This window comes from Bradyrhizobium sp. RP6 (assembly GCF_003837805.1).
GTDB lineage: Bacteria > Pseudomonadota > Alphaproteobacteria > Rhizobiales > Xanthobacteraceae > Bradyrhizobium.
Genome location: NZ_RQIT01000001.1, coordinates 386,280 through 411,125, shown reverse-complemented (window position 1 = coordinate 411,125; position 24,846 = coordinate 386,280). Strand labels below are relative to the sequence as shown.

General features: G+C 64.6%; 26 protein-coding genes and 1 pseudogene. 17 read left to right on the top strand and 10 right to left on the bottom strand.

Going from position 1 to position 24,846, the window contains the following annotated elements; genetic code table 11:
* Positions 1-30: 30 nt before the first annotated feature.
* Complete coding sequence (locus EHH60_RS02275; protein ID WP_124157871.1) at positions 31-315, top strand: hypothetical protein; 285 nt, start codon at positions 31-33, stop codon at positions 313-315.
* Positions 316-475: 160 nt separating this feature from the next.
* On the opposite strand, the gene EHH60_RS02270 is transcribed toward EHH60_RS02275, so the two are convergent.
* Positions 476-676, bottom strand: a complete 201-nt coding sequence (locus EHH60_RS02270; RefSeq protein WP_124157870.1) for a hypothetical protein — start codon at positions 674-676, stop codon at positions 476-478.
* 133 nt (positions 677-809) lie between these two features.
* Positions 810-992, bottom strand: coding sequence for a hypothetical protein (locus EHH60_RS02265; protein WP_124157869.1), 183 nt, complete (start codon positions 990-992; stop codon positions 810-812).
* 298 nt (positions 993-1,290) lie between these two features.
* Between EHH60_RS02265 and EHH60_RS02260 the strand changes: the two genes are divergently transcribed.
* Positions 1,291-1,485 (top strand): hypothetical protein, encoded by a 195-nt coding sequence (locus EHH60_RS02260; protein WP_124157868.1) that lies wholly within the window; start codon positions 1,291-1,293, stop codon positions 1,483-1,485.
* A 73-nt stretch (positions 1,486-1,558) separates the two neighbouring features.
* Here the strand turns inward: EHH60_RS02260 and EHH60_RS02255 are convergent.
* The 4 genes and pseudogenes from EHH60_RS02255 to EHH60_RS02240 all read right to left on the bottom strand — a co-directional run bounded on the left by EHH60_RS02255 (position 1,559) and on the right by EHH60_RS02240 (position 7,078).
* Positions 1,559-2,316, bottom strand: a pseudogene (locus EHH60_RS02255) (Crp/Fnr family transcriptional regulator).
* Positions 2,316-5,486: a CheR family methyltransferase gene (locus EHH60_RS02250; RefSeq protein ID WP_124157867.1), complete on the bottom strand. Its 3,171-nt coding sequence runs from the start codon at positions 5,484-5,486 to the stop codon at positions 2,316-2,318. Before EHH60_RS02250 ends, EHH60_RS02255 begins: the two are co-directional and overlap by 1 nt.
* A 307-nt stretch (positions 5,487-5,793) precedes the next feature.
* Positions 5,794-6,060 carry a hypothetical protein gene (locus EHH60_RS02245; RefSeq protein ID WP_124157866.1) on the bottom strand — a complete coding sequence of 89 codons (267 nt, stop codon included), beginning with the start codon at positions 6,058-6,060 and terminating at the stop codon, positions 5,794-5,796.
* A 10-nt stretch (positions 6,061-6,070) separates the two neighbouring features.
* Positions 6,071-7,078 (bottom strand): chemotaxis protein CheB, encoded by a 1,008-nt coding sequence (locus tag EHH60_RS02240; RefSeq protein ID WP_124157865.1) that lies wholly within the window; start codon positions 7,076-7,078, stop codon positions 6,071-6,073.
* 86 nt (positions 7,079-7,164) lie between these two features.
* Here EHH60_RS02240 and EHH60_RS02235 point away from each other — a divergent pair, with 86 nt between their 5' ends.
* Together EHH60_RS02235 and EHH60_RS02230 are read left to right on the top strand one after the other, a co-directional pair.
* Positions 7,165-7,569 (top strand): response regulator, encoded by a 405-nt coding sequence (locus EHH60_RS02235; protein ID WP_124157864.1) that lies wholly within the window; start codon positions 7,165-7,167, stop codon positions 7,567-7,569.
* 51 nt (positions 7,570-7,620) lie between these two features.
* Positions 7,621-7,905 carry a hypothetical protein gene (locus EHH60_RS02230; RefSeq protein WP_124157863.1) on the top strand — a complete coding sequence of 95 codons (285 nt, stop codon included), beginning with the start codon at positions 7,621-7,623 and terminating at the stop codon, positions 7,903-7,905.
* Positions 7,906-8,165: 260 nt separating this feature from the next.
* Here the strand turns inward: EHH60_RS02230 and EHH60_RS02225 are convergent, their stop codons facing one another.
* Positions 8,166-8,948: an SDR family NAD(P)-dependent oxidoreductase gene (locus EHH60_RS02225; RefSeq protein ID WP_124157862.1), complete on the bottom strand. Its 783-nt coding sequence runs from the start codon at positions 8,946-8,948 to the stop codon at positions 8,166-8,168.
* A 166-nt stretch (positions 8,949-9,114) separates the two neighbouring features.
* Here EHH60_RS02225 and EHH60_RS02220 point away from each other — a divergent pair, with 166 nt between their 5' ends.
* The 12 genes from EHH60_RS02220 to EHH60_RS02165 all read left to right on the top strand — a co-directional run bounded on the left by EHH60_RS02220 (position 9,115) and on the right by EHH60_RS02165 (position 19,704).
* Positions 9,115-10,290: a zinc-dependent alcohol dehydrogenase gene (locus EHH60_RS02220; RefSeq protein ID WP_124157861.1), complete on the top strand. Its 1,176-nt coding sequence runs from the start codon at positions 9,115-9,117 to the stop codon at positions 10,288-10,290.
* Between the two features lie 12 nt (positions 10,291-10,302).
* Complete coding sequence (locus tag EHH60_RS02215; RefSeq protein WP_124157860.1) at positions 10,303-10,872, top strand: hypothetical protein; 570 nt, start codon at positions 10,303-10,305, stop codon at positions 10,870-10,872.
* Positions 10,853-12,457, top strand: a complete 1,605-nt coding sequence (locus tag EHH60_RS02210) for an alpha-amylase family glycosyl hydrolase (RefSeq protein WP_124157859.1) — start codon at positions 10,853-10,855, stop codon at positions 12,455-12,457. Before EHH60_RS02215 ends, EHH60_RS02210 begins: the two co-directional genes overlap by 20 nt.
* Positions 12,458-12,622: 165 nt before the next feature.
* On the top strand, positions 12,623-12,802 hold the full coding sequence (locus EHH60_RS02205; protein ID WP_027575113.1) for a hypothetical protein: 180 nt from the start codon (positions 12,623-12,625) through the stop codon (positions 12,800-12,802).
* On the top strand, positions 12,799-13,953 hold the full coding sequence (locus EHH60_RS02200; RefSeq protein WP_124157858.1) for a DUF305 domain-containing protein: 1,155 nt from the start codon (positions 12,799-12,801) through the stop codon (positions 13,951-13,953). The genes EHH60_RS02205 and EHH60_RS02200 overlap by 4 nt, the downstream gene beginning before the upstream one ends.
* Positions 13,954-14,026: 73 nt before the next feature.
* Positions 14,027-14,584: a c-type cytochrome gene (locus tag EHH60_RS02195; RefSeq protein WP_124157857.1), complete on the top strand. Its 558-nt coding sequence runs from the start codon at positions 14,027-14,029 to the stop codon at positions 14,582-14,584.
* 32 nt (positions 14,585-14,616) lie between these two features.
* Positions 14,617-15,591, top strand: coding sequence for a cytochrome c oxidase subunit II (coxB, locus tag EHH60_RS02190; RefSeq protein ID WP_124158331.1), 975 nt, complete (start codon positions 14,617-14,619; stop codon positions 15,589-15,591).
* Positions 15,592-15,614: 23 nt separating this feature from the next.
* Positions 15,615-17,501 carry a cytochrome c oxidase subunit I gene (ctaD, locus tag EHH60_RS02185; RefSeq protein WP_245454392.1) on the top strand — a complete coding sequence of 629 codons (1,887 nt, stop codon included), beginning with the start codon at positions 15,615-15,617 and terminating at the stop codon, positions 17,499-17,501.
* Positions 17,498-18,100, top strand: a complete 603-nt coding sequence (locus EHH60_RS02180; RefSeq protein ID WP_124157855.1) for a cytochrome c oxidase subunit 3 — start codon at positions 17,498-17,500, stop codon at positions 18,098-18,100. Before ctaD ends, EHH60_RS02180 begins: the two co-directional genes overlap by 4 nt.
* Positions 18,097-18,441, top strand: a complete 345-nt coding sequence (locus tag EHH60_RS02175; RefSeq protein WP_124157854.1) for a hypothetical protein — start codon at positions 18,097-18,099, stop codon at positions 18,439-18,441. The genes EHH60_RS02180 and EHH60_RS02175 overlap by 4 nt, the downstream gene beginning before the upstream one ends.
* Entirely contained in the window at positions 18,429-19,313 is an 885-nt protein-coding gene (locus EHH60_RS02170; protein ID WP_124157853.1) for a cytochrome c oxidase assembly protein, read from the top strand. The genes EHH60_RS02175 and EHH60_RS02170 overlap by 13 nt, the downstream gene beginning before the upstream one ends.
* Positions 19,294-19,704, top strand: a complete 411-nt coding sequence (locus EHH60_RS02165) for a c-type cytochrome (RefSeq protein WP_124157852.1) — start codon at positions 19,294-19,296, stop codon at positions 19,702-19,704. The genes EHH60_RS02170 and EHH60_RS02165 overlap by 20 nt, the downstream gene beginning before the upstream one ends.
* A 7-nt stretch (positions 19,705-19,711) precedes the next feature.
* Here the strand turns inward: EHH60_RS02165 and EHH60_RS02160 are convergent, their stop codons facing one another.
* Entirely contained in the window at positions 19,712-20,644 is a 933-nt protein-coding gene (locus tag EHH60_RS02160; protein ID WP_124158330.1) for a c-type cytochrome, read from the bottom strand.
* A gap of 233 nt (positions 20,645-20,877) precedes the next feature.
* Between EHH60_RS02160 and EHH60_RS02155 the strand changes: the two genes are divergently transcribed.
* Positions 20,878-21,660 (top strand): Crp/Fnr family transcriptional regulator, encoded by a 783-nt coding sequence (locus EHH60_RS02155; protein ID WP_124157851.1) that lies wholly within the window; start codon positions 20,878-20,880, stop codon positions 21,658-21,660.
* Positions 21,661-21,721: 61 nt separating this feature from the next.
* Here EHH60_RS02155 and EHH60_RS02150 read toward each other — a convergent pair whose 3' ends face one another.
* Entirely contained in the window at positions 21,722-22,330 is a 609-nt protein-coding gene (locus EHH60_RS02150; protein ID WP_124157850.1) for a cysteine hydrolase family protein, read from the bottom strand.
* 38 nt (positions 22,331-22,368) lie between these two features.
* Positions 22,369-24,690: an FdhF/YdeP family oxidoreductase gene (locus EHH60_RS02145; protein ID WP_124157849.1), complete on the bottom strand. Its 2,322-nt coding sequence runs from the start codon at positions 24,688-24,690 to the stop codon at positions 22,369-22,371.
* Positions 24,691-24,846: the final 156 nt, after the last annotated feature.

Sequence of the window (24,846 nt, the reverse complement as noted above, 5' to 3'; positions counted from 1 at the left end):
TGTTCAAGAACGACTTGAAGGAGGAACATCATGGCAAAAGCAGCATGGAAGCGGCCGGGCTCGCCGATCGGCCGCAAGGGACCGCGCAAGGCAAATCCCGCCTACAAGCGCCGCGCGCGCGAGCGGTGGACGCCGGCGGATGTGAGCAAGCTGAAGCAGCTGGCGAAAGGCAACACGCCGACCGGCGTGATGAGCATCAAGCTTCAGCGCCCGGTCGCGGCCATCCGCAGCAAGGCGCAACGCGAAGGGATTTCACTGAGGCCCGTGAACCGCTCGCCCTACAACCGGCGAACCAAAGCTGCCAAGCGGCGTTGATTCCCGCACCGCCGGGTGACAACCGGACGCAACGGGGACGATGGACGTGGTGCTCATTTTTCCGGTTTCTGCCCACGACACCAGCGCATCGGTACGCGCCGACATCTAACCCGTTCCCGGCGCGTGCAGCCTGACAGGCTGCACGCTGGCGGCCGCATGCCTAATCCGGCGGCTGCAGGCCCGGTGACCGCAGCCATTCGCTCATCTGAGATCCCGTTTCCGCCTGACGCGCCTTGCGCAACATCTCGTCGCGCGCCGCTCCGGGCGGAAGCGAGCTGGCCTGTTCACGCAGCCGCTCCGCCTCGGCGGCCAAGCGCGCTTCCAAGGTCTCTGCATGCTTGAACCGATGTCGCACCGTCATCAGGCGTTCTCCCTGCTGCATGAGGTCGAACGCGCCGTTGCGTTCTGGCGTTGGCGGGCCCAGCCGCACAGGTTCACCGACTATCAACGTTCCGGAAGGGGAACGGTTGCGCACTTCCGTAAAAAGACCGGAGTTATGGTTTCTCGTTGTCCCGGCGCGCCTTGATCTCCGAGCGCAGCATCGCGCTATCCATGATGGCCAGACGCAGATCGTTGACGGTTTCGCCGTAATGGCCCGCAGCCTGTCTGTGCTGCTCCCGGAGGGCGCGGCTCTCTTCAATAGCACGTGTGGCGCGGGCAAACAGAGCGTCGGGCATCCGCCATCATGCACCGAAGCTCATGAGCACGCCCTTGCATAGGTTACTCAAATCGCGCCAACCGCTCAAAAAGCATCGCTGACTAACCTGGATCAAGCGTTCACAACCGTTTTCGAGGGGTCTTCAACCAGAAGCAGCGATCGGAACGGAACTTGACCGGCAAATCCCCCGATTTCGTTGGCCGAGATGCTGCGGCAGGTGTACGGTCACCTCATCATCAGCTGAGGCTCCGCCCGTAGGCGCTGGTGGCTGAGAGACCGATGGCGCTCCCGCCTGCATGATCAGGGGAGCGCGCTCGATGGCGAAGCAGACTCACTATCCTTCGGAATCCGATCAGAGGCACGTACAGCAGGTTCGCGAGGCTATCCGCAAGGCGCGAAAAGTTCTGGAGCTTCCTCAGCCGGATACGTTTCTCGGCCGGCGAATGCACGAGCCTTTTCCAAGCGAACAAGCTGATGATGCGCAGGATGGGCCACATCGCAAGCCGGCATGATTGCGAACAGGATGGTCTCCCGCCCTGACCCCGTGTCACCGACGCAACGCGTCCGAGCGCAGGAACGCCGGCCTCACCGCGTCGCTTCGGCCGCTCGATACGGTTGCAGATAGCTCGGCGAGTACAGCGCCGCATCCTTGAGCGCATCGAGATCGGGAATGGTCAGCGTCCGCTCGCGCAATATGATCAGACCCGACGCGCGTAGCTCCTGAAGAGTCCGATTGAGGTGAACGACGGACAGTCCCGTCGCGTCGGCGAGATCCATCTGCGTCACGGGCATCACGCAGGAATTTCCGTCGACCATCCCGACGGGGCGAAGCCGCTCGAACGTCTCGCAGAACAGATGGGCCACGCGCTCCAGCGCAACGCGACGACCGAGATTGGTCGCCCATTCGCGCTGAATGGCGGCGCTGACGAGGGTCTCGCACCAGAACGCCTCCGCGAGTGAGCGATCGCTAGCCATCAGGTTCTCGAATCGCGCGCGCTTGATCTCGCTGTAGACCACCGGCGTCATCGTCGCGATAGAATGATCCATCACCGAGAGCAGGAACGCATGCGCGTCGCAGCTCTCGCCCGGGAAGATGAAATTGACGATCTGGCGCCGGCCGTCCTCGAGCGTCTTGTAGCGGCAGAGCCAGCCCGACAGCACGACGCGAACGCTGTCGACTGGGTCGCCCTCGGAGATCAGGTCCTCCCCCGATCCGGCACGGTGAAGGCCTTCGAGCATGGCATTTTCGAGCGATGCTCGGGCCTCGGTAGACAATGCCTGAGTGCGCTCAGCCGGCGAATGACCGGCTCTGCGACGCTGCGTTCGAGAGTCGACAACGGCATCAGCCAGCCACCACCGGTGTATGGAACGTGCGCTTGTCGAGGGGAATTGCGATCGTGCATTCCAACCCCGCAGGGTCGAATGTCATCGTAGTCTGCCCCTTGAATTCGAAAGCTAGCGTCCGCTCCAGAAGCTCCGTGCCAAAACCCTTGCGCGACGGCGGCTTGACCGGAGGACCGCCGCGCTCGCGCCATTCAAAGACGAGCTCGCCAGGCTCCCTGATCTCGTCGAGACGCCACGTGATCTCGACGCGCCCGCCGGGCTGGCTCAGGGCGCCGTATTTCAGTGCGTTGGTCGCAAGCTCGTGAATCGCGAGCGCAAACGTCTCCGCGGCCTTGGACCGGAAGCGCACCTTCGGCCCAGAGACCCGCATCTGGTCGCCTTCGCGCGCGTTGTAGGCCACGAACTCCTCGACCACGAGATATTCGAGATCGACGCCGCCTTCGGGATCGCGCGTCACCATCGCCTGGGTGCGAGCAAATGCGCTGAGCCGGCCGTCGAGATGGGAGGCGCATTCCTCGACGGTCGTGCTGGATTCGGCCGAACGGCGGGCGATGGAGCGCACCACGCCGAGCGTGTTGCGAACGCGGTGCTGGAGCTCGGCGAGCAGCAGGCGCTGGCGCTCCTCGGCACGGGTGATGGCGGTCACGTCAACGAAAGTGATAACGACGCCCGCGATGAAATTGTCGATGCTCCGATATGGCAGGATGCGCACGATGTAACGCGTGCCGCTGTCCGGCGCGCTCAGCTCGCGTTCGACGCCGGCGAGCGTGCGCAGCACCCGACGGATGTCGTCATAGAGCTCCTCGATCGGGATGCGCGCCTTGATGTGGGCGAGGGGCCGGCCCGTATCCGTCTCGACGAGATGCAAGATCTGCGCGATGGCAGGCGTGAAGTTCATCACGCGCAGATCGTTATCGAGGAACACGGTCGCGATCTGCGTGCTCTCGAGGAAGTTCTTGAGGTCGCTTGTGGCGCGCGTCAATTCCTGGACACGGTGCGCCAGCTCGCCGTTGACGGTGGTCAGCTCCTCGTTGACCGACTGCAATTCCTCGCGCGAGGTCTCCAGTTCTTCGTTCGCCGACTGAAGCTCTTCGTTGAGCGACTGGTATTCCTCGTTGGAAGATTTCAGCTCCTCGTTGGTACTCTCAAGCTCCTCGATCGTCGCCTGCAGACGTTCGCGCGTCGCACGCAACTCGCCTTCGAGACGCTCGATGTGCTCGGTGCGAACCAACACATTCGGATTGCTCTGATCGGCATCGACGACGCGAGTTGGACCGTCCTTGAACAGGACGACGAAGTTGCGCTGGCCGCCGTTACCCTCCTGAATCGGCTCCACGGTGATATCCACCAGCACGCGGTGACCGTTCTGTCCGAGCTGCACCTGCTCGGCATGGGCCGCTTCGTTCGATTCCGCGGCGCGGCCGAGCGCCGTGCGCAACTCCAGGCGGAGGTCACGATGGATCAGTTGGAGCAGGTCGAGCGTGGCGGCGCCCGCCGTCGGCTCGATGTAGCGGCCGGTCCGTCCGGAGAAATGCAGGATGTGGAAACTGTCGTCCGTGATGACATAGGCGGGCGCATAGCGTTCCGCGATGCGCTGCGCGCGGCGCTCCAGTCCGACATCGGGGCCGAACGAGCGCAAGGCCGTAACTTCGGCCGGCGCCCTGCCCGCCGCCGTCGTGATCGGAAACTCCGGCGGCAGCCGCGTTCCGGTTTCCAGCTTCTTGAAGATGCGCGCGCGGCGGTCGACAGGCACGAACAGCTTCGGGTGCCGCGTCACGTTCTCGGAATTTCCGAGGAACAGGTAGCGGTCCGGCAGCAGCGCGAAGTGGAACAGCGGGATCACCCGGTTCTGCAGTTCGGCATTGAGATAGATCAGCAGGTTGCGGCAGGAGACGAGGTCGAGCTTCGAGAACGGTGCGTCCTTGATGACATTGTGCTGCGAGAAGATGCACATCTCGCGCAGCTCCTTCACCACGCAGTAGGTGTCCCCCTCACGCACGAACCAGCGCGCCAGGCGCTCGCTGGTCATGTCGGCTTCGATATTGCTGCGGTAGCGGCCGACGCGCGCGCTCGCGAGCGCGCGTCCGTCGATGTCGGTGGCGAAGATCTGAACCTGCGGCGGGGACTCCATGCGTGCCATGTGCTCACGCAGGAGAATGCCGATAGAATAGGCCTCCTCGCCGGTGGCGCAGCCGAGCACCCAAATGCGCACCTGCTGGCCCGCGCCTTTTCCCTCGAAGATCCACGGAATGATCTGGGTTTCCAGCACCTCGAACTCGCGCTTGTCGCGGAAGAACTGAGTGACGCCGATCAAGAGGTCGTTGAAGAGATGCTGCGCTTCGTCCTTGTCGTTGCGCAGGAGATCGACATAGGCGGAGATGTCGTCGATCTGGGCCACCTGCATGCGCCGCTGCACGCGGCGCAGGAAAGTGTTCTGCTTGTATCCATTAAAATCGTTGCCGGTCTTGGCGCGAAGGATGTCGGCGACCCGCGACAGCGAGCTCGCCGCCGCGGCCAGCACCTCGTCGAATCCCTGCTTCGCGTCCAGGCGCCGCAGGTGCCGGGCATAGACCTGGATGTGCTCGGGGATCTCCTCCGGCGGCAGCACGTAGTCAGCGATCGAAGCGGGCGTGTTGCCGTCGGCCAGATGCGCGGCCTCTTCCATCCCAGCGACCTTTTCCGCGATCGCGATGCCGCCGTGATCCTTCAGCGCCGCCGTGCCGAGCGTTCCGTCACCGCCGGTCCCGGCAAGGATGACGCCGATGGATCGTTCCGCGCGCTCCTCCGCCAGCGAGACCAGGAAGCTGTCGATCGTGGCGCGCTCGCCTGGCGCCTGTTCCGCCTTGCGGATCGCGAACCGGTCGCCCTGGATCGTGGTGATCATCGCCGGCGGGCACAGATAGATCGTACCGCCCTCGATCGCGTGGCCATCCCGGACATCGGCGACGCTGCCGCCATTTGACGCCTGCACGATCCCGCGCAGCCGTTGCTCGTCGAAAGTCCCATGATGTTGAAGCGCCAGCACGATGGCCTGATCGGCCCCGACTGTCAGCGAGGCAAAGAAGCGCTCGATACTGTCCAGCGCACCGGGCGAGGCGCCCACCCCTATGATCAGCGGAGTCTTGATCCGGCGCTCTCCTTGAACCGGCTGGTCGCCGACTTCCTGCATGGCTCTGGTGGCTCTCGTTCGCGCCGGACCAATAGGCACCCGGCTCCTGCAAATAGCAGAAATCGATATTACCCCAACACATTAAACGCAAAAACGTCCCGAAGCCCCAACGTTGTTGGCGCCGGCGGTCAGGTCCATACTCGGCCAGCACGGCGGAGGGAACCCGCCATGCGAGGTCTGAGGATCTCGATCAGGCGCGCCGATCGCGCCAGTGCGGACGCCCGCCCCCGCCCGGAAAGACCGGGGCCAGTACGCCGAGCGGCAGCTTGCTGCCCTGATCAACAGCTCAGCAGGCCAGCCGCCTCTCCTAACCAGCCTCGACCTCCTGCCGAAGATACGCGACCCGCTGCGCGATCAGGACACGGTGGCGCTCCCATTCGACCAGGGTCTGCTTGAGCAGGCTGACCAGCCGCTCCGCCTGCTGCGTGTCGTGTCCGCCGGTCATCAGCTCACGCACCCGATCTTCCTGATCGCGGATGCGCTGCCGCCCCTCATCGAGGTCCTGATCGGCCTTCACCAGGAGACGTTGCTCGGCATCGAGCTGCGCGGTGCGTTCGGCAAGCGAGATGGCCATGATAGCGCTTTCAGGCCTCCCATTTGCCTACGGAAGGGTCGAGCGACTTTAGCACGACGCGTCGGATCGTGTCGGCATATTCGCGGTATTCGAGTGCCCGAGCCTCGTACATCTCCGCCACGGCTGCCCGTCCGCTGCGCCTGCCGTCGGCTGCCATGCGCTGCACGAGCTCCGCGCGCTCCTCTATGATCCGCAGCGCCACGCGCAGGGCCTCGTCGACGCGCCCTTCCTGCTCCTTGGCGAGGGCATCGGCGGTGAAACCATGGCCGACCTGGCAGCGGAAGCGCATCGGACGGGCATCCTTGACCTCGGACAGCACACCCCCGCAGGCGGGACATGTCAGTGCGACGGGCTTTCCTATCGAGGTCAGTTTGTCGCTTCCGATCCGCTCTCCGGCCGCAATCTCGACCTCGAGCCTGATCTCGGGCGGGATCGGCAGCGCGGCTCCAGCCGGCTCCCTGACGAGTTCGGACAGCACGTCGCCCATGGTTGCGCCGGGAACGCAGAGATCGACCGTCGTCGCCTCCATTGCGCGCCGCGGCATCTCGTCGGAAATTGCGTCCGAAGGGTCCTGCACCACGGCCATCCCGCCGCAGCGCTTGATGGCATTGAGGCCGGCCGCGCCGTCGGACAGCAGCCCGCTGAGAAGCACGCCGATCACGCGCGGGCCGTGATAAAGAGCCGCTGAACGAAACAACGCATCGATCGCCGGCCGAACCATGTTCTCGCGCGGGCCACGGCCCAGGAAAATGTGATCCCCGGACAGCAGCAGGTGATTGTCAGGCGCGGCCAGATAGATCTGGCCGGGCTCGATCTTCATGCCGCTCTCGGCCTGCCGGACCGGAAGCGGGCCGGCACTGCTGACAACCGTCGAGAGAATGCCGATGCCCTGCGCCGGAATGTGCAGCACGATGAAGACGGCAGCCGGCAAGTCCGCGGGCAGACGGCCTAGAATCTGTTTCAACGGCTGCGTGGCTCCAGCCGAGCCGCCGATGACGATGACGTCGCGATTGCTCATGGAACCTGGCACCGATTGCATCGTTTGCACCAAACTGGCTTCAGGTCTTATGTTCCTATTTGCCTGAAGGGATTGCTGGAGGGATCATGTCTGGTTCGCTCGCATCGTCTCCTCAGCGCGCGCCCCTGGCAGGGCGCCGTATCCTTGTGGTCGAGGACGAATATTTTCTCGCCGACGACATCGGCGCTGCGCTGCGCACGCTCGGCGCGGAGATCGCGGGTCCCGTCGGGGACATCGAGGACGCGACGGCGATGCTGCACGGGGGCGTAGCACTTGACGGCGCCGTGCTCGACGTCAACATCCGGACGGAGATGATCTTTCCGATCGCCAGGGAGCTCAGGGCGCGCGACGTGCCCTTCGTCTTCACCACCGGGTACGAGAAGGTGAGCATCGCGCCGGAATTCCACGACGTACCGCTCTGGGAAAAGCCGATCGATATCGTGGCCATGGCGCGGACCATGGCGGGGCTCGTCGGCGACCGGCGTGCATGACGTGCAGCGCGGCACGTTCTGCCCACTTCTCGCATTGGAGAGTGACGTTCGATGATCTACACACCTGATATCGACCTCGACAAGCAGCTGCTCAGCCAGTCGCGCGAGCTGGTGCGCGAGGGCATGGCGCTGCTGCGCAGCACCGACCATCTCGTGAGCGGGCAGCGGCTGCGCGATGAGCTGGCGCAAGAGCGCCGCAAGCCGCCGCACCGGGACAGCCAGAAAGCGGGCCGCGCCCGCTCATCTGAGGGCGCGCCGGATCGATCATCAGAGCAGATGCGCGAAAGCAATCCAGGCCGTCACCGCCAGGCACAGGATAACAGCGGCGTAGGGTAGCGCGACGCGCAAGACGGCAAGCTCCCCCCGTTTAGCTCATCATCATCCAGACGATTGCCACCATCATCACGAGAAAACCCGTGACCGCAGTCGCGACAAAGGCCTGCTCGATGCGATCCATCGCCATCGCAGTCTGTTTCAGCCCGTACAATTTGGACCGTTTCGGGGCCGCTGCGCATTAGGCTATGTGAATCGGCTTTTTCCCTTCGCCCGTTCGCAGGACGGTTCGCGCAGCTCCGCGCGACTGCGACGGCGTCGCTCTACGACCGCGCGGTGCCCGGCTCCGCCATCTTGCGATGCTGCTTGGCCAGCAACTCGTTCGGCGTGACGTTGGCGACCGTCGTCTGGATCTTGTTCTTCAGCCCGGTGACGATGTCGGAGTCCCCGCGCAGCATCGCGTCGAACCCGGCCTTGGCGACATCGTAGGCGCCGTCCTTCTTCTCGGTACCGACCTTGGTGTCCATCATGCCGGCGCGGCGGAAGAACTCGGTCTCGGTCGCACCCGGCATCAGGCAGGTGACGGTCACGCCGCTGTCGCGCAGCTCCTCACGCAGCGCAAACGAGAAGGAATCCAGGAACGCCTTGCTCGCGTTGTAGGCGGCCTGGAAACTGCCCGGCATGAACCCGGCGATCGAGCCGGTGATCAGGATCCGGCCCGCATTGCGGCGAAGCATTTCGTTGCCGACGCGATGGATCAGATACAGCGTGCCGGTGATGTTGGTGTCGATGAGGCGTTTCACCCTGGCAAAGTCCTGGTCGAGGAAGGCCTTGCCGAGACCGATGCCGGCATTGGCCAGCAGCGCATCGATCGGCCGGTCGGCGACGGCGGCACAGAGCTTGTCGACGCCCTCGGTGGTGGAAAGATCGGCCTCGACCGGCTCCACGCTGCCGCCGACCCGGCGCAGATCGACCGCAACCCGCTCGATCTGAGGTTCGTCCGCGGCGATGACGAGGTTGAAACCTGCCTGCGCGCAGCACCTGGCGAGTTCCAGGCCGATACCGGTGGAGGCACCTGTGACGACGGCGAGTTGATTGGCGGGCATGCGCATATCCTTGGAATTGAGGTCTTGGAATTGAGGCGATGACGCTCAATGGCTGCCCTGCTCCCTCGTTCCTATTTGCGCAGTGCGAAGAATTTGCGCGCGGCGATAGCAACCATCGTTCATTCCTGGACTTAGATCGCACGTAGCTCAACCGGGAGGACGGAAGATGAAGGCGCTGGTCTGGCACGGCAAGGAGGACATCCGCTGCGACACCGTCACAGACCCGGAGATCCAGGATCCGCGCGACGCGATCATCAAGGTCACGAGCTGCGCCATCTGCGGCTCCGACCTTCATCTCTTCCACAATTTCATTCCCGGCATGCTGCCCGGCGACATCATGGGCCACGAGACCATGGGCGAAGTGGTCGAGGTCGGCTCGGGCGTCGATGGAAAGCTCAAGAAGGGCGACCGTATCGTCGTGCCCTTCACGATCATTTGCGGCGAATGCGACCAGTGCAAGCGCGGCAATTTTTCGGTGTGCGAGACCACCAACCGCAAGCGCCATCTGGCCGACAAGGTGTTCGGACACACGACGGCCGGCCTGTTCGGCTATACGCATCTGACCGGCGGCTATCCCGGCGGCCAGGCTGAATATCTCCGCGTGCCCTTTGCCGACGCCACTCACATCAAGGTGCCCGCCGGCATCCCCGACGAGCAATTGCTGTTCCTCAGCGACATCTTCCCGACGGGCTGGCAGGCCGCCGCGCAATGCGACATCGAGCCGACCGACACGGTCGCGATCTGGGGCTGTGGGCCGGTCGGCCAGATGGCGATCCGCAGCGCCATCTTGCTCGGCGCCAACCAGGTGGTCGCGATCGACTGCCTGCCCGATCGGCTCAGCATGGCGGAGGCCGGCGGCGCCACCACGATCAATTTCGAGACCGAGAGCGTGGTGGAACGGCTGAACGAGCTCACCGACGGCAGGGGCCCGGAAAAATGCATCGACTGCGTCGGCATGGAATCGCATGTGATGGCTTCCCTGCCCGACACCCTGCTCGACCGCGCCAAGCAGATGGTGATGGCGGAGAGCGACCGGCCTCACGTGCTGCGCGAGATGATCTATGTCTGCCGTCCCGGCGGCATCATCTCCGTGCCGGGCGTGTACAGCGGCCTGTCCGACATGCTGCCGATGGGCGCCTTCATGAACAAGGGCCTGACGATGCGCACCGGCCAGACTCACGTGAACCGCTGGACCGACGACCTGCTCCGCCGCATCGAAGAGGGCGAGATCGACCCGTCTTTCGTCATCACCCACACCGTCCCGCTCGAACAGGGACCGGAGATGTACCAGGTGTTCCGCGACAAGCGAGATTCCTGCGTCAAGGTCGTGCTGAAGCCCTGAAGGAGCAAATCCATGTTTCATTTCTCCAACATCGTGCGGACCAAGGGCGACCCCAAGATCATCGAAGGCGGCCCGAGCCTGAAGCAGCCGGCGGACCAGCTCGCGCGCGCGCTGGGCTGGTTCAGCATCGGCCTCGGTGTGGTCGAGCTCTTCGCGCCAAGGCGCGTCACGCGCACGCTGGGCATGGAAGGCAGCGAGACGATGGTCCGGGCCTTCGGGGTACGCGAGATCCTGGCCGGGATCATGTCGCTCTCGGTGGACAAGAACGCCGGCCTGTGGGCCCGCGTCGGCGGCGACGGCCTCGATGCCGCCGCGCTGCTTTCAGGGCTGACGTCGGACAACCCCAAGAAGGGCAACATCGCGCTCGCACTGCTGATGGTCGGCGGCATCGCCGTGCTCGACTACCGCGCCGCGCAGGACACCAAGCCGCGACGTCCGCCGCGCGACGCACGGCGCAAGCTCTATCCGAGCCGCAGCGGTTTCCCCAGGGGAATCGAGAGCGCCAGAACCGCAGCAAGGCAGATCGCAGCTCACGCTGGGCATAACGAGGTGAAGCCAGGCGATGAGCATCGCGTCCCGTGACGAGGCGGCATGGTGGGAATCCGCCGTCATCTACGAGATCGCGCTGATCTCCTTCCAGGACTCCAACGGCGACGGCAAGGGCGACCTCGCCGGACTGATGTCGCGCATCGATTACCTGAAATGGCTCGGCGTCGACGCGGTGTGGCTGACGCCGATCTACAAGAGCCCTTTCCGCGACCTCGGCTACGACATCTCCGACTATTGCTCGATCGATCCCGCTTTCGGTAGTCTCGACGAATTCGACCGCCTCATCGAGGCGCTGCACGCCGCAGGCATCCGGCTCATCCTCGACCTCGTTCCCAATCACACCGCGAACGATCACGCATGGTTCGTCGAGAGCTCGAGCTCGCGCAATAGCGCGAAAGCGGATTGGTACATCTGGGCCGATCCTGCCGAGAATGGCGGCCCGCCCAACAACTGGCTGAGCCGGTTCGGTGGCAGCGGCTGGGAATGGTGCGAGGCGCGGCGGCAATATTACTATCATTCCTTTCTCGTCGAGCAGCCCGATCTCAATTGGCGCAATCCGGCGGTGCGCGCCGCGATCGCCGATGCGATGCGCTTCTGGCTCGACCGCGGCGTCGATGGCTTTCGAGTCGACGCCAGCGCGGTCCTGATCAAGGATGAACTTCTGCGCGACAACCCGCCAAATCCGCAAGCCGAGGGCAAGCCGCCGCCGCAGCGCCACACGCCCGTCTTCACCGACGATCGGCCCGAGACGATGGATTGCATCGAGTTCATTCGAGAGGTCATCGACAGCTATCCCGCCCGGATGCTGTGCGGCGAGGTTCAGGGCAAGACAGACCGCATCGGGCACTTCTACGACAACGACCGGCCGCGCCTGCACCTGCCGCTCAACTTCGCGCTGCTCGACTCGGAATGGGATGCGCTGTCGCTGCAAGCGACGATCGATGCGTATTTCAACGCCATACCGGAACATGCTTGGCCGGTCTGGGTGATCGGCGGGCATGACAAGCAGCGGATCGCGAGCAAGATCGGCGCGCCGCAGATGCGCGTGCTGGCGATGCTGCTGATGACGCTGCGGGGGACACCGTTCTTGTTCATGGGCGACGAGATCGGCCGCAAGCGCGTCCCGATCCCGCCCGACCGAGTCCGCGATCCCTTCGAGAAGCTCGTACCGGGCTATGGCCTGTGCCGCGATCCCGAACGCGCGCCGATGCGATGGGACGACAGTCCCGAGGGCGGCTTCACCACGGGCCGTCCATGGCTGCCGCTGGAGCCCTCTGATAGCGCCGCCAGCATCGCCGGACAGCAGCACGACATGCATTCGATCCTGACACTGTTTCGCGCGCTGATAGCGCTGCGGCGCGAGCATCTATGCCTACGTCGGGGCGGTTACGAGCCGCTGCGGTCGCAGAACGATGTCCTTGCCTACAGACGGATCGACGGCCGCAACGAAATCCTGGTCGCGCTCAATGTCGCGGCTGAACCACGGACATGGCACTGGCAGGGTCGCGGCCGCCTCCTGATGTCGACGCAGCTGGATCGGGCGCCCGAGCCAATGCCGGATGCTTCCATCCTGCTGCGGGGCAATGAGGGCGTGATCATCGCGCTCGAACCTCGGTGACGGCGAAGGAACCATCGGCGCCTCGAAGAGTCTCATCAACGCTTCCGGCATCTCCCCCGCCGCCGGAAGCAATTCGGACGAAACCGCAGCCCCGGTGCTCAACGCCCCCTTCATGCGCCGGGGTAGCGGCGCGCAGCCGGAGGCAGGACATATTGGAGGCAGCTCATGGGCAAGACCAAAGGTCTTCAGCAGCGGATCGCCGGCAAGACCAAGCAGGCCGTCGGCGAGATCATCGGCGACCAGGATCTGCACGATGACGGCAAGGCGCAAGCCGAGCGCGGACGCGACGAACAGGACAAGCCGAGCGAGCTCAATCCGCTGAAGAAGCTCAAGCAGCTGACGTGAACGCCGAGCCGCGACCAGCACTTGGCAGTGGGGCGCGGCGCACCACCGGCGAACGGCGGCGTTCGCGCTGGGTCGCCGCGGCCGAACTCGGCCTGATCAGCAGCACCTTCTCGACCATCGTCAGCCAGCTCTTCGCCGCCCGCATCGGCCGCGACGCCGCGGTCGACTGGATGACGGTCGCCGCCATTCCCGCGCGCGATTGGGCGATCAGCTCCGAGCCGTCCTGGAGCGCGATCCTGACCGGCATCGCTTTTCACCAATGGGCGGATTTTTCCTGGGCGTTGTTCTTCTTCGGTGTGCTCGGGCGCTGGACCGAAGACCTGCGGCCGGTGACGATCCTCATGCTCGCGCTGCCCTGGGCCGTGTTCTCCTCAGGCATGGAATGGTTCGTGCTTGTGCCGCTGTTTCCGTTCTGGCAACCGCTGTTCACGCTGCAACAGCCGTACTGGATCGGGCTGCTGGTCCATGCCTCCTCCGCCCTAATGTACCCCCTGTTCGCCCGCCTGCGCTGGCGGGCCGGGACTGCGCCGGGACGCGATGTGCGCTTCACCAACATGTGGAGCACCGGTGCGGTCGCTGTGGTCGCCCTGCTCGGCATCACCGCGCTGTTCGGCAGCCGCGGCTACGAGCTGCCGTGGATGGGCCGCGACAGGGATCTGGACCAGGCTTACATCCGTCACATGACCGCACACCATGCGCAGGGCATCGAGCTGGCGCAGGTGGCCGCGGCGCGCGCGCAAGATCCGCATCTGAGAAAGCTCGCGATGCTGATGGTCGCAAGCCAGGCCGGTGAGGTCAGGATCTTCGAGAATTGGTGGCTGAGCTGGTTCGACACGGAGATGCCCGATTGCAGCACCGAGGAGCGTGCGGCGATGCCGGGCTTCCTGACGGCGGCCGAGATGCGACAGGTCAAGACCGCGCCGCCGGACCAGTTCGACACGCTGTTCGTCGAGACGATGAGCAAGCATCACCGCGGCGCGGTCAGGATGGCCAATCGGATGTGGCACAGCGGCGGCGATCTGCGCCTGCGCATCATGGCGCACGCCATTCGCCACGAGCAGCAGGGCGAGATCGCGCTGATGCGCGGCACGAGCGGCGTTGCCGCCGTCGTCACCGCCTTTCGCAACATGCTCGGCGACAACGTCAATTGAGCGCGAGGAACTTTGGTTCGGCGAGCCGATTGAGGAATGTAGTTCCCTGAAATCAAGCGATCAGATGCAACGGATGGCCGGCGTTCTCCTTGCTCTTGCAACCGCTTTGGCGGGATGCCAGCGGGAAGAGCGGCAATTGCGGCTCGATCCGCCGATCGCCGACGCGCTCGACAAGATCGCGCTGATGCCGAACCGCATCAGCGGCGCGCCCCCGGATGTCTATTTTGTGCTCGGCAAGCCCTATGAGGTCAACGCCTACAATCTCAGCCAGGGCAAGCGGCTCTATGCGTGGTTCGGCTGCAAGAGCTGCCATGGCGACGGCCAGGGCGGCAGCGGGCCGGGCTTCCTCGACGGCTGGTGGTACTACGGCCCCGAGATGGTCTCGATCTTCGCCTCGATCCGGGATGGACGGCCGCACGGCATGCCGGCGTTCGGCGACAGGATGACGACGGATCAGATCTGGCAGCTCGCCGGGTATGTGCAGACCATCGGCTCCTACGAAGGCAAGACCGCCGCGCCGAGCCGCAACGACGAGAAGCAGACCCGGCCCGCCGAGAACCGCGCGCCGGCCAAGCTGTTGTTCGATGAAGGCCCCTCGCCCGTACATCCGGATCAGGGACCGACACCGTGATCCGCGCCGTCCGCAAAGCCTGTTCGAGCGCAATGCTCGCGACGCCGCTGGCTGGCTGCGGGGGCAACTGGCAGTCCGCGCTCGACGTCTACGGCACCTCGGCGATCAGCCTGAAACACCTCATCATCCTGATCGTCGCGGTCTGCTCCGCGGTCTGGATGCTGGTGATGGCTGCGCTGATCGCCGCGCTGTGGCGCGGCCGCGATGCGCGGCCGGCGCCTGCCGAACCGGGCCGTGAGCGGCGATTGACCATTGCCGTCATCGGCGCCGTCGTCGCCACCGTTCTCATCATCAGCACCTTCACCATCATGAGCTTCATCGCGACCCGCGCACTCACCGTCGCGGGGCAGGACGATCTGACGATCCGGGTGCGCGGCCTGCAATGGTGGTGGGGTCTCGAATATGTCGGCCCCGATCCTTCAAGCCGGTTCGAGACCGCCAACGAGATCCACATTCCCGTCGGCCGCAATGTCCGGCTCAAGCTCGAAGGCGTCGACGTGATCCATTCCGTTTGGGTCCCGAGCCTCGCCGGCAAGCAGGATCTCGTTCCCGGCCGCCCGAACGAGCTCACCATCCGCGCCGAGCACGCCGGCGTCTATCGCGGTCAATGCGCCGAGTTCTGCGGCATGCAGCACGCACATATGGCGCTGCTGGTCATCGCCGAAACGCAAGACGATTTCGATCAATGGGCGGCTGCACAAAGGCAGGCGGCGGCGCGACCGCCCGACGAGGAAACCGCCGCCGGATTGCAAACTTTCCTGGCGAAGCCCTGCGCGGCCTGCCACACCATTCGCGGCACAGCGGCGGCCGGCACCAGCGGGCCCGATCTCACCCATGTCGGCAGCCGCCGCACCATCGCCGCCGGCCTGTTCGAGACCACACGCGGCTCGCTCGCGGCCTGGATCGCCGATCCCCAGACCATCAAGCCCGGCAACAACATGCCGATGGTGCCGCTGACGCCCGACGAGCTGCGCGCGGTATCGGCCTATCTGGCGAGCCTGAAATGAACCGTCCTGCTACAACGACCGGTATGCGCGACATCGATATCGCGCGCACGAAACTGACCGGCGCGCTGGCGGAGACGTGGACGACACCATCCGGCTTCTGGGGCGCGCTCGCCACCGTGGACCACAAGATCATCGGCCGTCGTTACATTTTCACCGCCTTCGTCTTCCTCGCCCTCGGCGGCGTGCTGGCCGCCCTGATGCGCATTCAGCTCGCGCAGCCCGAGGCGCGCCTGCTCGGTCCCGATCGCTACAACCAGATCTTCACGATGCACGGCGCGAACATGATGTTCCTGTTCGCCGTGCCCGTGATGGAAGCGGTGGCGGTCTATCTCGTGCCGCTGATGGTCGGCACCCGCAACATCGCCTTCCCGCGCCTGAACGCCTTCTCCTACTGGATCTATCTCGCCGGCGGCATGCTGCTCTGGACCGCGTTCGCGCTCGACATGGGGCCCGACGTCGGCTGGTTTGCCTATGTGCCGCTGTCGGGCCCGCAATACGGCGCCGGCAAGCGTGCCGACATCTGGGCGCAGATGATCACCTTCACCGAACTTTCCGCGCTCGCCGTCGCGGTCGAGCTGGTCGTCACCATATTCAAGCAGCGCGCGCCTGGCATGACGCTCGACCGCATCCCGGTATTCGTCTGGGCCATGCTGGTGACGTCGTTCCTCGTGATCATGGCGATGCCGGCGATCATGATCGCGAGTACCAGCCTGATCCTCGACCGCCTCGTTGGCACGCATTTCTACAATCCGGCCGAGGGCGGTGACGTGCTGCTCTGGCAGCATCTGTTCTGGTTCTTCGGCCACCCCGAAGTCTACATCATCTTTCTGCCCGCCGCGGGCATGGTCTCGACCATGATCGAGCCGTTCGCGAGACGGCCGGCCTTCGGCTATCTCGGCCTCGTGATGGCGCTGATCGCGACCGGCATCCTCTCTTTCGGCTTGTGGGTGCACCACATGTTCGTGGCGGGGCTGCCGCGGCTCGGCGACAGCTTCTTCACAGCCTCCAGCATGGCGATCGCGATCCCCGCCGGGATCCAGATCTTCTGCTGGATCGCGACGCTGTGGGACGGCAGGCCGGTGTTCAAGACCCCGCTCCTCTTCATCATCGGTTTCATCGTGACCTTCGTCATCGGCGGACTGACCGGCGTGATGGTCGCTTCCGTACCGTTCGACACCCAGGTGCACGACACCTATTTCGTCGTCGCGCATTTTCACTACGTGCTGATCGGCGGCGCCGTGTTTCCGTTGCTTGGTACCATCCACTACTGGTTTCCCAAGCTGACCGGGCGCATGATGAGCGAAACGCTCGGACGGTGGTCGTTCTGGCTGATCTTCATTGGCTTCAACGCGACGTTCTTTCCCATGCACATCCTCGGGCTCGAGGGCATGCCGCGCCGCATCTACACCTATCAGCCCGATCTGCCCTGGCACGGACTTAACCTGTTCATCAGCCTCAGTGCAGTGATCCTCATAGCCGGCTTCCTGCTGTTCTTCGTCAATGTCATCCGGAGTGCGCGCTCCGGCGAGGTTGCGCCGGACAATCCCTGGGATGCGCCGACCCTGGAATGGGCGACGACATCCCCTCCCCCGAGCTACAATTTCGCGATGATCCCGGTCGTCGGCAGCCTGCACCCGTTGTGGAGCGAGCGTGATACTCTCCCTGTCGCCGACGGCCTGCGCACCGATCGCCGCGAGCTGATCGTGACCACGCTGGCAACGGCCGAACCGCAGGCGCGCGACGCCTCGCCGCAGAATTCGATCTGGCCGCTGTGGGCGGCGATTGCGACCACGATCATGCTGATCTGGTCGATCTTCTCGCCATGGGCCGTGGTCTGGGGCTCCATCCCGGTCGCGGTCGCGCTGATCGGCTGGTTCTGGCCCAAGGGTACGCCGGAGGACGAGTCATGAGAGAGAGGATCGTGCTCGATCTCGGCAAATTGCCGCTGCACGGTTTGGGGACCGCGAGCGTCACCTGGTGGGGCACACTCGCCTTCATGCTCATCGAAGGCACCGGCTTCGCGCTCGCCATCGCCGTCTATCTCTACCTGATGAGCATGGCGACGGCCTGGCCGATCAATACGCAGGCGCCCGATCTGCTCCCGGGCACGCTCGTGACGTTGATCCTGCTGGCCAGTCTCGTCCCCAACGTCCTGCTCTCGCGCTGGGCGGAGCAGCAGGACCTGGGCAAGGTCCGGATCGGGATTGTGATCATGTCGCTCCTCGGCACCGTCCCGCTGATCGTGCGCATTTTCGAATTCCCCGCCCTCAAGGTGAGCTGGGACAGCAACGCCTACGGTTCAGTGGTGTGGACCCTGCTCGGCCTCCACACCATCCACATCATCACCGATCTCGTCGATACACTGGTGCTGGCGGCCCTGATGTTCACGCGCCACGGCCATAGCCCGAGGAGGTTCGGCGACGTCCAGGACAACGCCATGTATTGGAACTTTGTCGTCGCGACCTGGCTTCCGATCTATGGCTGCATCTATTGGCTGGCACGGCTATGAGCGCATCGAAGCTCTTCACCCATCTCTCGATCTGGGTAGGCCTCTGGTTCGCGCCGCTGGTCTGGGCTGCGAACATGCAGCTCGGGCAGGTCCTGCCGTATGCCGATTGCCGCTCGCAGCTCCATTTGTCCGCCGCCACCTCGTTCATCGGTGCGGCGTTCACGATAGCGTCGAGCTTCGCATCATGGCTGTCTTCGCGCCGGGTGATCGGCGGCAGCGGCGAGCACCGGAGCAATGCCGATTTCGGCGGCACCGTGAGCGCGCTCTCCGCGACCCTCTTCACTTTCGCCCTGCTGATGCAGGGCGTCGCTGCAATGGTGTTGACCGGATGCGAAAAATAGCCTTCGCCGCGATAGCCTGGTCGATGCCGCACTCGGTCTATGCCCATGGTTCGCCGCCCGGGGCTGCGGCTCCGAGCTGGACGACCGATCCGTGGATTGTCGCGCCGCTGATGCTTTTCGGCCTCATGTACGGCATCGGCAGGCTGTTGCTGGCGCGCAAAGGCCGCAAACGCATCGCGCAGGATATCGTCTGCGGCGCGGGCTGGCTGACGCTGGCAGGCGCGCTGGTGTCCCCGCTGCATTGGCTCGGGGAGCGCCTCCTCTCGTTCCACATGATCGAGCATGAGATTCTGATGGCCATAGCGGCACCGCTGCTCGTGATCGCAAGGCCGGTCGGACCGTTGCTATGGTCGTTGCCGCGACACGCACGGCTCGCGATCGGCTGGGCGATGCGACATCCGCTCACCACGCGGCTCTGGACCCTGCTGAGCGCCGGCCGCAACGCTACACTGCTGCATGGGATCGCGATCTGGGCCTGGCACGCGCCGGCGCTGTTCGATGCCGCGCTGGAGAATATCGTCCTGCACCGGGTGCAGCATCTGAGTTTCTTCCTGACCGCGATCCTGTTCTGGTGGTCGGTGTTCCGGCGCAGCCAAACCGGCAGTGCTGCCTGGCATGTCTTCGTCACCATGCTGCACACGAGCATCCTCGGCGCGCTGATGGCGCTGGCGCCGCATCTCCTCTACCGGCAGCAAGCCGACGCCGCGGCGGCCTGGGGCCTGACGCCGCTCGAGGACCAGCAACTGGCTGGCATCATCATGTGGGTCCCCGCGGGGACGATTTATGCCGGCGCTGCGCTCGCGCTGATCGCGCTCTGGATCCGAGGCGCCGGGCAAGACAGGGAGCGTGCCGATGCGCTTCACGCGCTCTAGCTGGTCAGCCATCGCATTGGGGACAGCAAGCCTCCTCATCGCTGCGGCGGTCGCGACGGGCTTCGCGCGCAATGAGCGCCGGCAGAATGAAAGCATCGCCCGCACCATGACGGGGGGTGATCCGAGCCGCGCGCCGGCGCTGATCCGCCGCTATGGTTGCGCGGGATGCCACACCATCCCAGGCATTCCCGGCAGCGACGGCCAGGTCGGTGCTTCGCTGTCCGATCTCAGGACGCGCGTCTACATCGCCGGCGTTGCGACCAACGCGCCGGACAATCTGGTCCAATGGATCGTGACGCCACAGGCCTTCTCGCCCCGCACCGCAATGCCCGCCACCGGCATCACCGAAGCCGAGGCGCGCGATGTCGCTGCCTACCTTTACGCGCAATGAGACGTTCTCATGGATTGGGGGTCGGCCGCGACGGCAATGATTTCACGAAGGCGGCGATCGCTAGGCGATCGCTCTCAGGCAGCATTGCAAGATTGGTGACCACATCGGCCATCGACGAGCCGACCCGGCCATGGTTCGGCGTGATCCCGGTCCTCAGCATGTCCGCCAGTTGCGCCTCCGACCAATCGCCGAGGCGCGCGGCCGTGATGTTGGGATAGAAGCCGGTGCCCACGGGGTCCTGCCCGCCGGCATAGCGCGTGCTCGATTTGATGCCACCAAACATGTTGCGGGAGGAATGGCACTCGGCGCAATGCGCCAGCGCCTCGCTCAGATAGCGGCCGCGATTCCATTTTTCGTCGTGAGCCGGATCCGGCGCGATCGGGCCCGGCTCGAAATACAACGCTTTCCAGAACCCGACGAAGCGGCGAATGCCGAATAGCGGATTGAGCTGATGGTCCGGCGGACGCCCCTTCACCGCGGGCAGCGTACGCAGATAGGCCATCAAATCCCGCACGTCCTCAGGACGCATATGCGTGAAGCTCGCATAGGGAAAGACCGGATAATAATGGCTTCCATCCGGAGACACGCCGCGCAGCAGTGCATTGGCGAGGTCCTTGGCGGTCCAGTTCCCGATGCCGTCGATCCGGTCCGTCGAAATGTTGGGCGCACGAAAGCTCCCGTAGGGGGACGCAAGAGCGAGTCCGCCACCAAGACGCAAACGGTCGGACTGGCCCGGCGAGGCATGGCAGGAGGCGCAATCGCCAGCCGCGAACACGAGCTTGCCATGCTCGACGTCGCCGCCCGTATCGGACACGGCATCCGCTGCGGCCGAGCCGAAGCGCTCCGGCGCGGTGATGAACCATACCCCCGCCGCAGCGGCTGCGCTCGCGACGAGGACTGCCGACACCAGCCAGAAGCGCCTGCGCATCCGCTTATCCATTTCCTCCATGGGACTGTCCATCCGGTAACGGACGCAAACCGCGGCTGTTCCTGCCCGACAGACGCCACTGCGCTCGGATCAGCCCAACCGAAAGGAACATCGAGCAAGGCGGCTCGTCGAGCCACTCGGCTCGCCGGATCGGCCGACGCACCGGAGCGAACCTATCAAACGTTAATGCTTTCTGCCGTCATTCTCGCTCAAACTGGACGCGGGCGGCGGCTATCGGAGATCACATGCAGGCAGGATTCGCTTTCTCGAAACTCGCCGATCGCCTGACGAGCCTCGTCGAACTGAGCACCGACGATCTCGACCTGCTTGCCGACATGCCGAGCAGCATTGCGCATTTCGGCGCGCATCAGACGATCTTGCGGCACGGTGACGAGGCAACGCAATGCTGCCTGCTGCTCCATGGATATCTGTCCTGGCAGAATCACGAAAGCGCAGATGGCCAGATCACCGCGATCTGCGTCCCGGGCGACATCGCGAACCTGCACACCCTCTATCGCCCGCGCATCGACGGCAATCTGATCGCGCTCGGCCCCGCCATCGTCGCCCTCGTGCCGCACCGCTTCTTTAGCGAAGTCGCGGAGCGTTCGCCGGCGATGTCGCATGCCATGCTGTTGATGCTGCTTGCCGATCACGCGATCCAGCGCAACTGGACGGTGAACCTCGGCAGCCGGGATGCATTGACCCGCGTGGCCCATCTGCTCTGCGAGATTACCGCGCGGCTGCAGATCGTGGGGCTCGCCAGGGATTTCAGATTGTCCTCGCCCTTCACCCAGTCCGACCTTGCCGCGGCCTGTAGCATCTCCCCGGTCCATGCCAACCGCACCATCCAGGAGCTGCGCCGCTGCAATCTGTTGCAATGGCAAGGCAAGACCTTGACGATCACGGACTGGCCGGGCCTGGTCCGGCTCGCTGGCTTCGACCCAGCCTATCTGAGCGTTCGATCCGGTGCGGACGATGTGCGGCCGCCATACGCGAGATCGGTCACGGCGGACGTCGCCCTCGCCTGAATCGCTTCGAGGGGCGCCAGCGCGTTACGCGCCTCTGCGATTGCGGATCAAATTCCGCTTCCTACTCCCGCCAGAACTCGGCCAGCTCTTCCGCTGTCACCAGGTCGACCTGACCGTGAAACCGGGTGCGGTACATCGTCATGAGTGCATCGTGCCCGACGTCGGACGAGCTGCACAGCCCGTCTTCGACGATGACGACTCTGAAGCCGAGATCGACGGCGCTCAGGACGGTCGAGAGCACGCAGACGTCCGTCTCTGCGCCCGATATCACGACGGTGGCGACCTTCTTTTCGACCAGCAGGCTCGCAAGACCGGGATTGCTGAACGCGGAATAGGCCGGCTTGTCGATGACGGCAGCAGGCGGAACGAAGCGGTTCAAGGCCGGCACGAGCTCGAGGGCAGATGGCGGCAGATGCCTGCGGGTCGCCTGGTGCCAGCGGCGAAAATAGCTCTGCCACTGTCCGGGACGATCCTCTGGATCCCGCGGGGCGATGAAGCGCGTGAAGATCGTTCTCTCCGGATGGCGCGAGACCACTGAAACGATCGTCGGCAGGACACGCTCCATCCAGGGCGTCGCCCAGAGGCCGCCCGGCGCGAAAATGTTCTGCATGTCGATGCACAGGTGAACGGCGTCCCTGATGTCGGCAACATCCGACGAGCTGTCCCTCATCGTCGTTCACCCCTGGTCATGTCGTCCTCATCCAGCATTCACGAGGCCGAAATCGGAGCCTCTCCGCCGTCGGCGATCTCGGGAGGGACGTCCTTGAATAGGCGTACCGGGACGGATTTGGCGGCGGGGACCTTGCTGCCTTCCGCGTAGTGCCAGAGCGGAATGAGCACGTTGCACTCCGGGTAGTAGGCCGCAATGCTCCTGCGCGGAATGCCGTAGGGAACGACCTGGAGCTCGCTCAAGCTGCGCGCGACGCCGTCGCCCGCCTCCGTCACCAGCGTAACGGTATCTCCCGATTTCAGCCCGTCGTCTTCCATGTCGGCGGGATTCATGAACACGACATAGCGGCTGCCCTTGATACCGCGAAAACGATCGTCTTCCGTGTAGATCGTGGTGTTGAACTGTCCGTCGGCGCGCATCGTCATCAGCTCGTAGACGCCGTCGCTCTCGCGCGGCGGCGCGAAGGCCGACCTTGGAACGGTGAAGTTCGCCTTCCCGCTCGGGGTCTTCCACTTCCGCTCGCGGGCCGCGAGTGGCCGCGGAAAGCCGCCCGGCTCGAACATGCGCGCGTTAAAATCCTCGAACTGGTCGGGATAGGTACGCTCGATAGCATCGCGAATCCGTGAATAATCGGCGGTCCAGGCGTCCCAATCGACCTTGGGATTGGGCTTCAATGTCGCCTTTGCGAGCGCGGCAACGATCGCCGGTTCGGACAGGAGATGTTCGGCCACCGGATTGCGCTGGCCCTGCGAGCCGTGAATGCAGGCGGTGGAATCCTCCATCGACACCGCCTGCGGACCGCTTGCCTGCCGGTCGATCTCGATCCGGCCGAGACACGGCAGCAGATAGGTGACTTCCCCCGGCACAAGGTGAGTCCGGTTGAGCTTGGTCGCGACCTGCACGGACAGCCGCAGATCCGACCATGCGGGCTCCATCAACGAGCGCTCGGGAACGGCGCGCAGGAAGTTTCCGCCGAGGCTGACGAAGCCGCGTACCTCGCCTTTCAGGATGCCCTCGCAGGAGTCGACGGTGGACAGCCCCTCCCACCGCGGCGGCTCGAAACCGTAGAGCTCGGCAAGCTTGTCGAGCGGCACGAGCTTGGTCTTCTCGGAAATACCGACCGTGCGCTGGCCCTGGACATTGGAGTGGCCGCGGATCGGCGAGATCCCCGCGCCAGGCTTGCCGATATTGCCGCGCAGCAGCAGCAGGTTGACGATCATCTTGGTCGTCTCGACCCCGTGCTTGTGCTGGGTGATGCCCATGCCGTAATTGGCGATCACGGCGTTGGCGGTCATGTAGGTGTTCGCGGCCTGGCGCAATGCCATGCGCGAGAGCCCCGAGGCCCGCTCGATCTCGTCCCAGTCCTGCGCGCGGCAAAACGCGGCGAACTCCTCGAAGCCGGACGTGTGCTGATCGATGAACGCGACATCGACGACGCGCGAACTCCCATCGGCGCGAGCGAGGTCGTCCGTCTCGATTACCCATTTGCAGATTCCCGTGATGGCGGCGGCGTCACCGCCGACCCGCACCTGATAATATTGCGAGCTGATGCGCGTGCCGCCCGCGATCATCTGAACGGGATTTTGCGGATTGACGAAGCGCTCGAGGCCGCGCTCTCGGAGCGGATTGAAGGTCACGATCGGGACACCGCGTTGCGCCGCCTCCTGAAGCGGATGCAGCATGCGCGGCGCGTTCGTGGTGGTGTTGTGTCCGAAGAAGAAGATGCAATCGGTGGTCTCGAAATCCTGCAGCAGCACCGTGCCGACAGGAACTCCGATCACCTCCGGCAGCGCCACCGACGTGCTCTCGTGGCACATGTTCGAGCTGTCGGGGAAATTGTTGGTGCCGTACATGCGGCCGAACAATTGATACATGTAGCTCGCTTCGAGCGAGGCGCGGCCTGACGTGTACATGACGACGGAGCGCGGATCGAGCCGGTTCAGCTCTGTGCCGATGTGCCGGAAGGCTTCGTCCCAGTCGACCGGCAGGTATTTGTCGCTGGCCCTGTCGTAACGCATCGGCGTCGTCAGGCGCCCCTGCTCCTCCAGCTGATGATCGGACCAGGTTCGCAGCTCGGCGAGCGTATGTTGCGCAAAGAACTCAGGCGTCACGGTCTTGCGTGTCACCTCCCAGGCGGTCGCCTTGGCGCCGTTCTCGCAGAACTCGAACGGGCGCGGCTTCGCCGGCTTGGCCCAGGAGCAGCTCACGCACATGAATCCGTCGGGCTTGTTCTGCTTGAGCAGGATTTCGCTGCCGAGGATCGCAATCTCCTCCTGCGTGAGAATATGAGCGACGGCGTTGAGCGAGCCCCATCCGCCGGCCGGAGCATCATAGTTCTCGACCTTCGCCTTCTGCCGCATGACGTTTCCTTCGATTGCAGGCCCCGCACCCAGAACCCGAGATGCCTTCGCAAGTTCCTGAGCGCTCGGAACCTTTGCGCCGGCTTGCGCGTCATGACGGGACGCAGGACGAGCATCCATGCACGGCTCTCAATTTGGCGCACGCAATCACGCATC

Excerpts from the sequence above, each read along its gene's own strand:
- EHH60_RS02235 (WP_124157864.1), top strand. The coding sequence starts at position 7,165 with ATGTCTGGTTCGCTCGCATCGTCTCCTCAGCGCGCGCCCCTGGCAGGG.
- EHH60_RS02265 (WP_124157869.1), bottom strand. The coding sequence starts at position 992 with ATGCCCGACGCTCTGTTTGCCCGCGCCACACGTGCTATTGAAGAGAGC.
- EHH60_RS02225 (WP_124157862.1), bottom strand. The coding sequence starts at position 8,948 with ATGCCCGCCAATCAACTCGCCGTCGTCACAGGTGCCTCCACCGGTATC.
- EHH60_RS02145 (WP_124157849.1), bottom strand. The coding sequence starts at position 24,690 with ATGCGGCAGAAGGCGAAGGTCGAGAACTATGATGCTCCGGCCGGCGGA.
- EHH60_RS02170 (WP_124157853.1), top strand. The coding sequence starts at position 18,429 with ATGCGAAAAATAGCCTTCGCCGCGATAGCCTGGTCGATGCCGCACTCG.
- EHH60_RS02220 (WP_124157861.1), top strand. The coding sequence starts at position 9,115 with ATGAAGGCGCTGGTCTGGCACGGCAAGGAGGACATCCGCTGCGACACC.
- coxB (WP_124158331.1), top strand. The coding sequence starts at position 14,617 with ATGCTCGCGACGCCGCTGGCTGGCTGCGGGGGCAACTGGCAGTCCGCG.
- EHH60_RS02165 (WP_124157852.1), top strand. The coding sequence starts at position 19,294 with ATGCGCTTCACGCGCTCTAGCTGGTCAGCCATCGCATTGGGGACAGCA.
- EHH60_RS02230 (WP_124157863.1), top strand. The coding sequence starts at position 7,621 with ATGATCTACACACCTGATATCGACCTCGACAAGCAGCTGCTCAGCCAG.
- EHH60_RS02250 (WP_124157867.1), bottom strand. The coding sequence starts at position 5,486 with ATGCAGGAAGTCGGCGACCAGCCGGTTCAAGGAGAGCGCCGGATCAAG.
- ctaD (WP_245454392.1), top strand. The coding sequence starts at position 15,615 with ATGCGCGACATCGATATCGCGCGCACGAAACTGACCGGCGCGCTGGCG.
- EHH60_RS02175 (WP_124157854.1), top strand. The coding sequence starts at position 18,097 with ATGAGCGCATCGAAGCTCTTCACCCATCTCTCGATCTGGGTAGGCCTC.
- EHH60_RS02155 (WP_124157851.1), top strand. The coding sequence starts at position 20,878 with ATGCAGGCAGGATTCGCTTTCTCGAAACTCGCCGATCGCCTGACGAGC.
- EHH60_RS02160 (WP_124158330.1), bottom strand. The coding sequence starts at position 20,644 with ATGGATAAGCGGATGCGCAGGCGCTTCTGGCTGGTGTCGGCAGTCCTC.
- EHH60_RS02215 (WP_124157860.1), top strand. The coding sequence starts at position 10,303 with ATGTTTCATTTCTCCAACATCGTGCGGACCAAGGGCGACCCCAAGATC.
- EHH60_RS02245 (WP_124157866.1), bottom strand. The coding sequence starts at position 6,060 with ATGGCCATCTCGCTTGCCGAACGCACCGCGCAGCTCGATGCCGAGCAA.
- EHH60_RS02150 (WP_124157850.1), bottom strand. The coding sequence starts at position 22,330 with ATGAGGGACAGCTCGTCGGATGTTGCCGACATCAGGGACGCCGTTCAC.
- EHH60_RS02260 (WP_124157868.1), top strand. The coding sequence starts at position 1,291 with ATGGCGAAGCAGACTCACTATCCTTCGGAATCCGATCAGAGGCACGTA.
- EHH60_RS02270 (WP_124157870.1), bottom strand. The coding sequence starts at position 676 with ATGACGGTGCGACATCGGTTCAAGCATGCAGAGACCTTGGAAGCGCGC.
- EHH60_RS02180 (WP_124157855.1), top strand. The coding sequence starts at position 17,498 with ATGAGAGAGAGGATCGTGCTCGATCTCGGCAAATTGCCGCTGCACGGT.
- EHH60_RS02275 (WP_124157871.1), top strand. The coding sequence starts at position 31 with ATGGCAAAAGCAGCATGGAAGCGGCCGGGCTCGCCGATCGGCCGCAAG.
- EHH60_RS02205 (WP_027575113.1), top strand. The coding sequence starts at position 12,623 with ATGGGCAAGACCAAAGGTCTTCAGCAGCGGATCGCCGGCAAGACCAAG.
- EHH60_RS02210 (WP_124157859.1), top strand. The coding sequence starts at position 10,853 with ATGAGCATCGCGTCCCGTGACGAGGCGGCATGGTGGGAATCCGCCGTC.
- EHH60_RS02240 (WP_124157865.1), bottom strand. The coding sequence starts at position 7,078 with ATGAGCAATCGCGACGTCATCGTCATCGGCGGCTCGGCTGGAGCCACG.
- EHH60_RS02195 (WP_124157857.1), top strand. The coding sequence starts at position 14,027 with ATGGCCGGCGTTCTCCTTGCTCTTGCAACCGCTTTGGCGGGATGCCAG.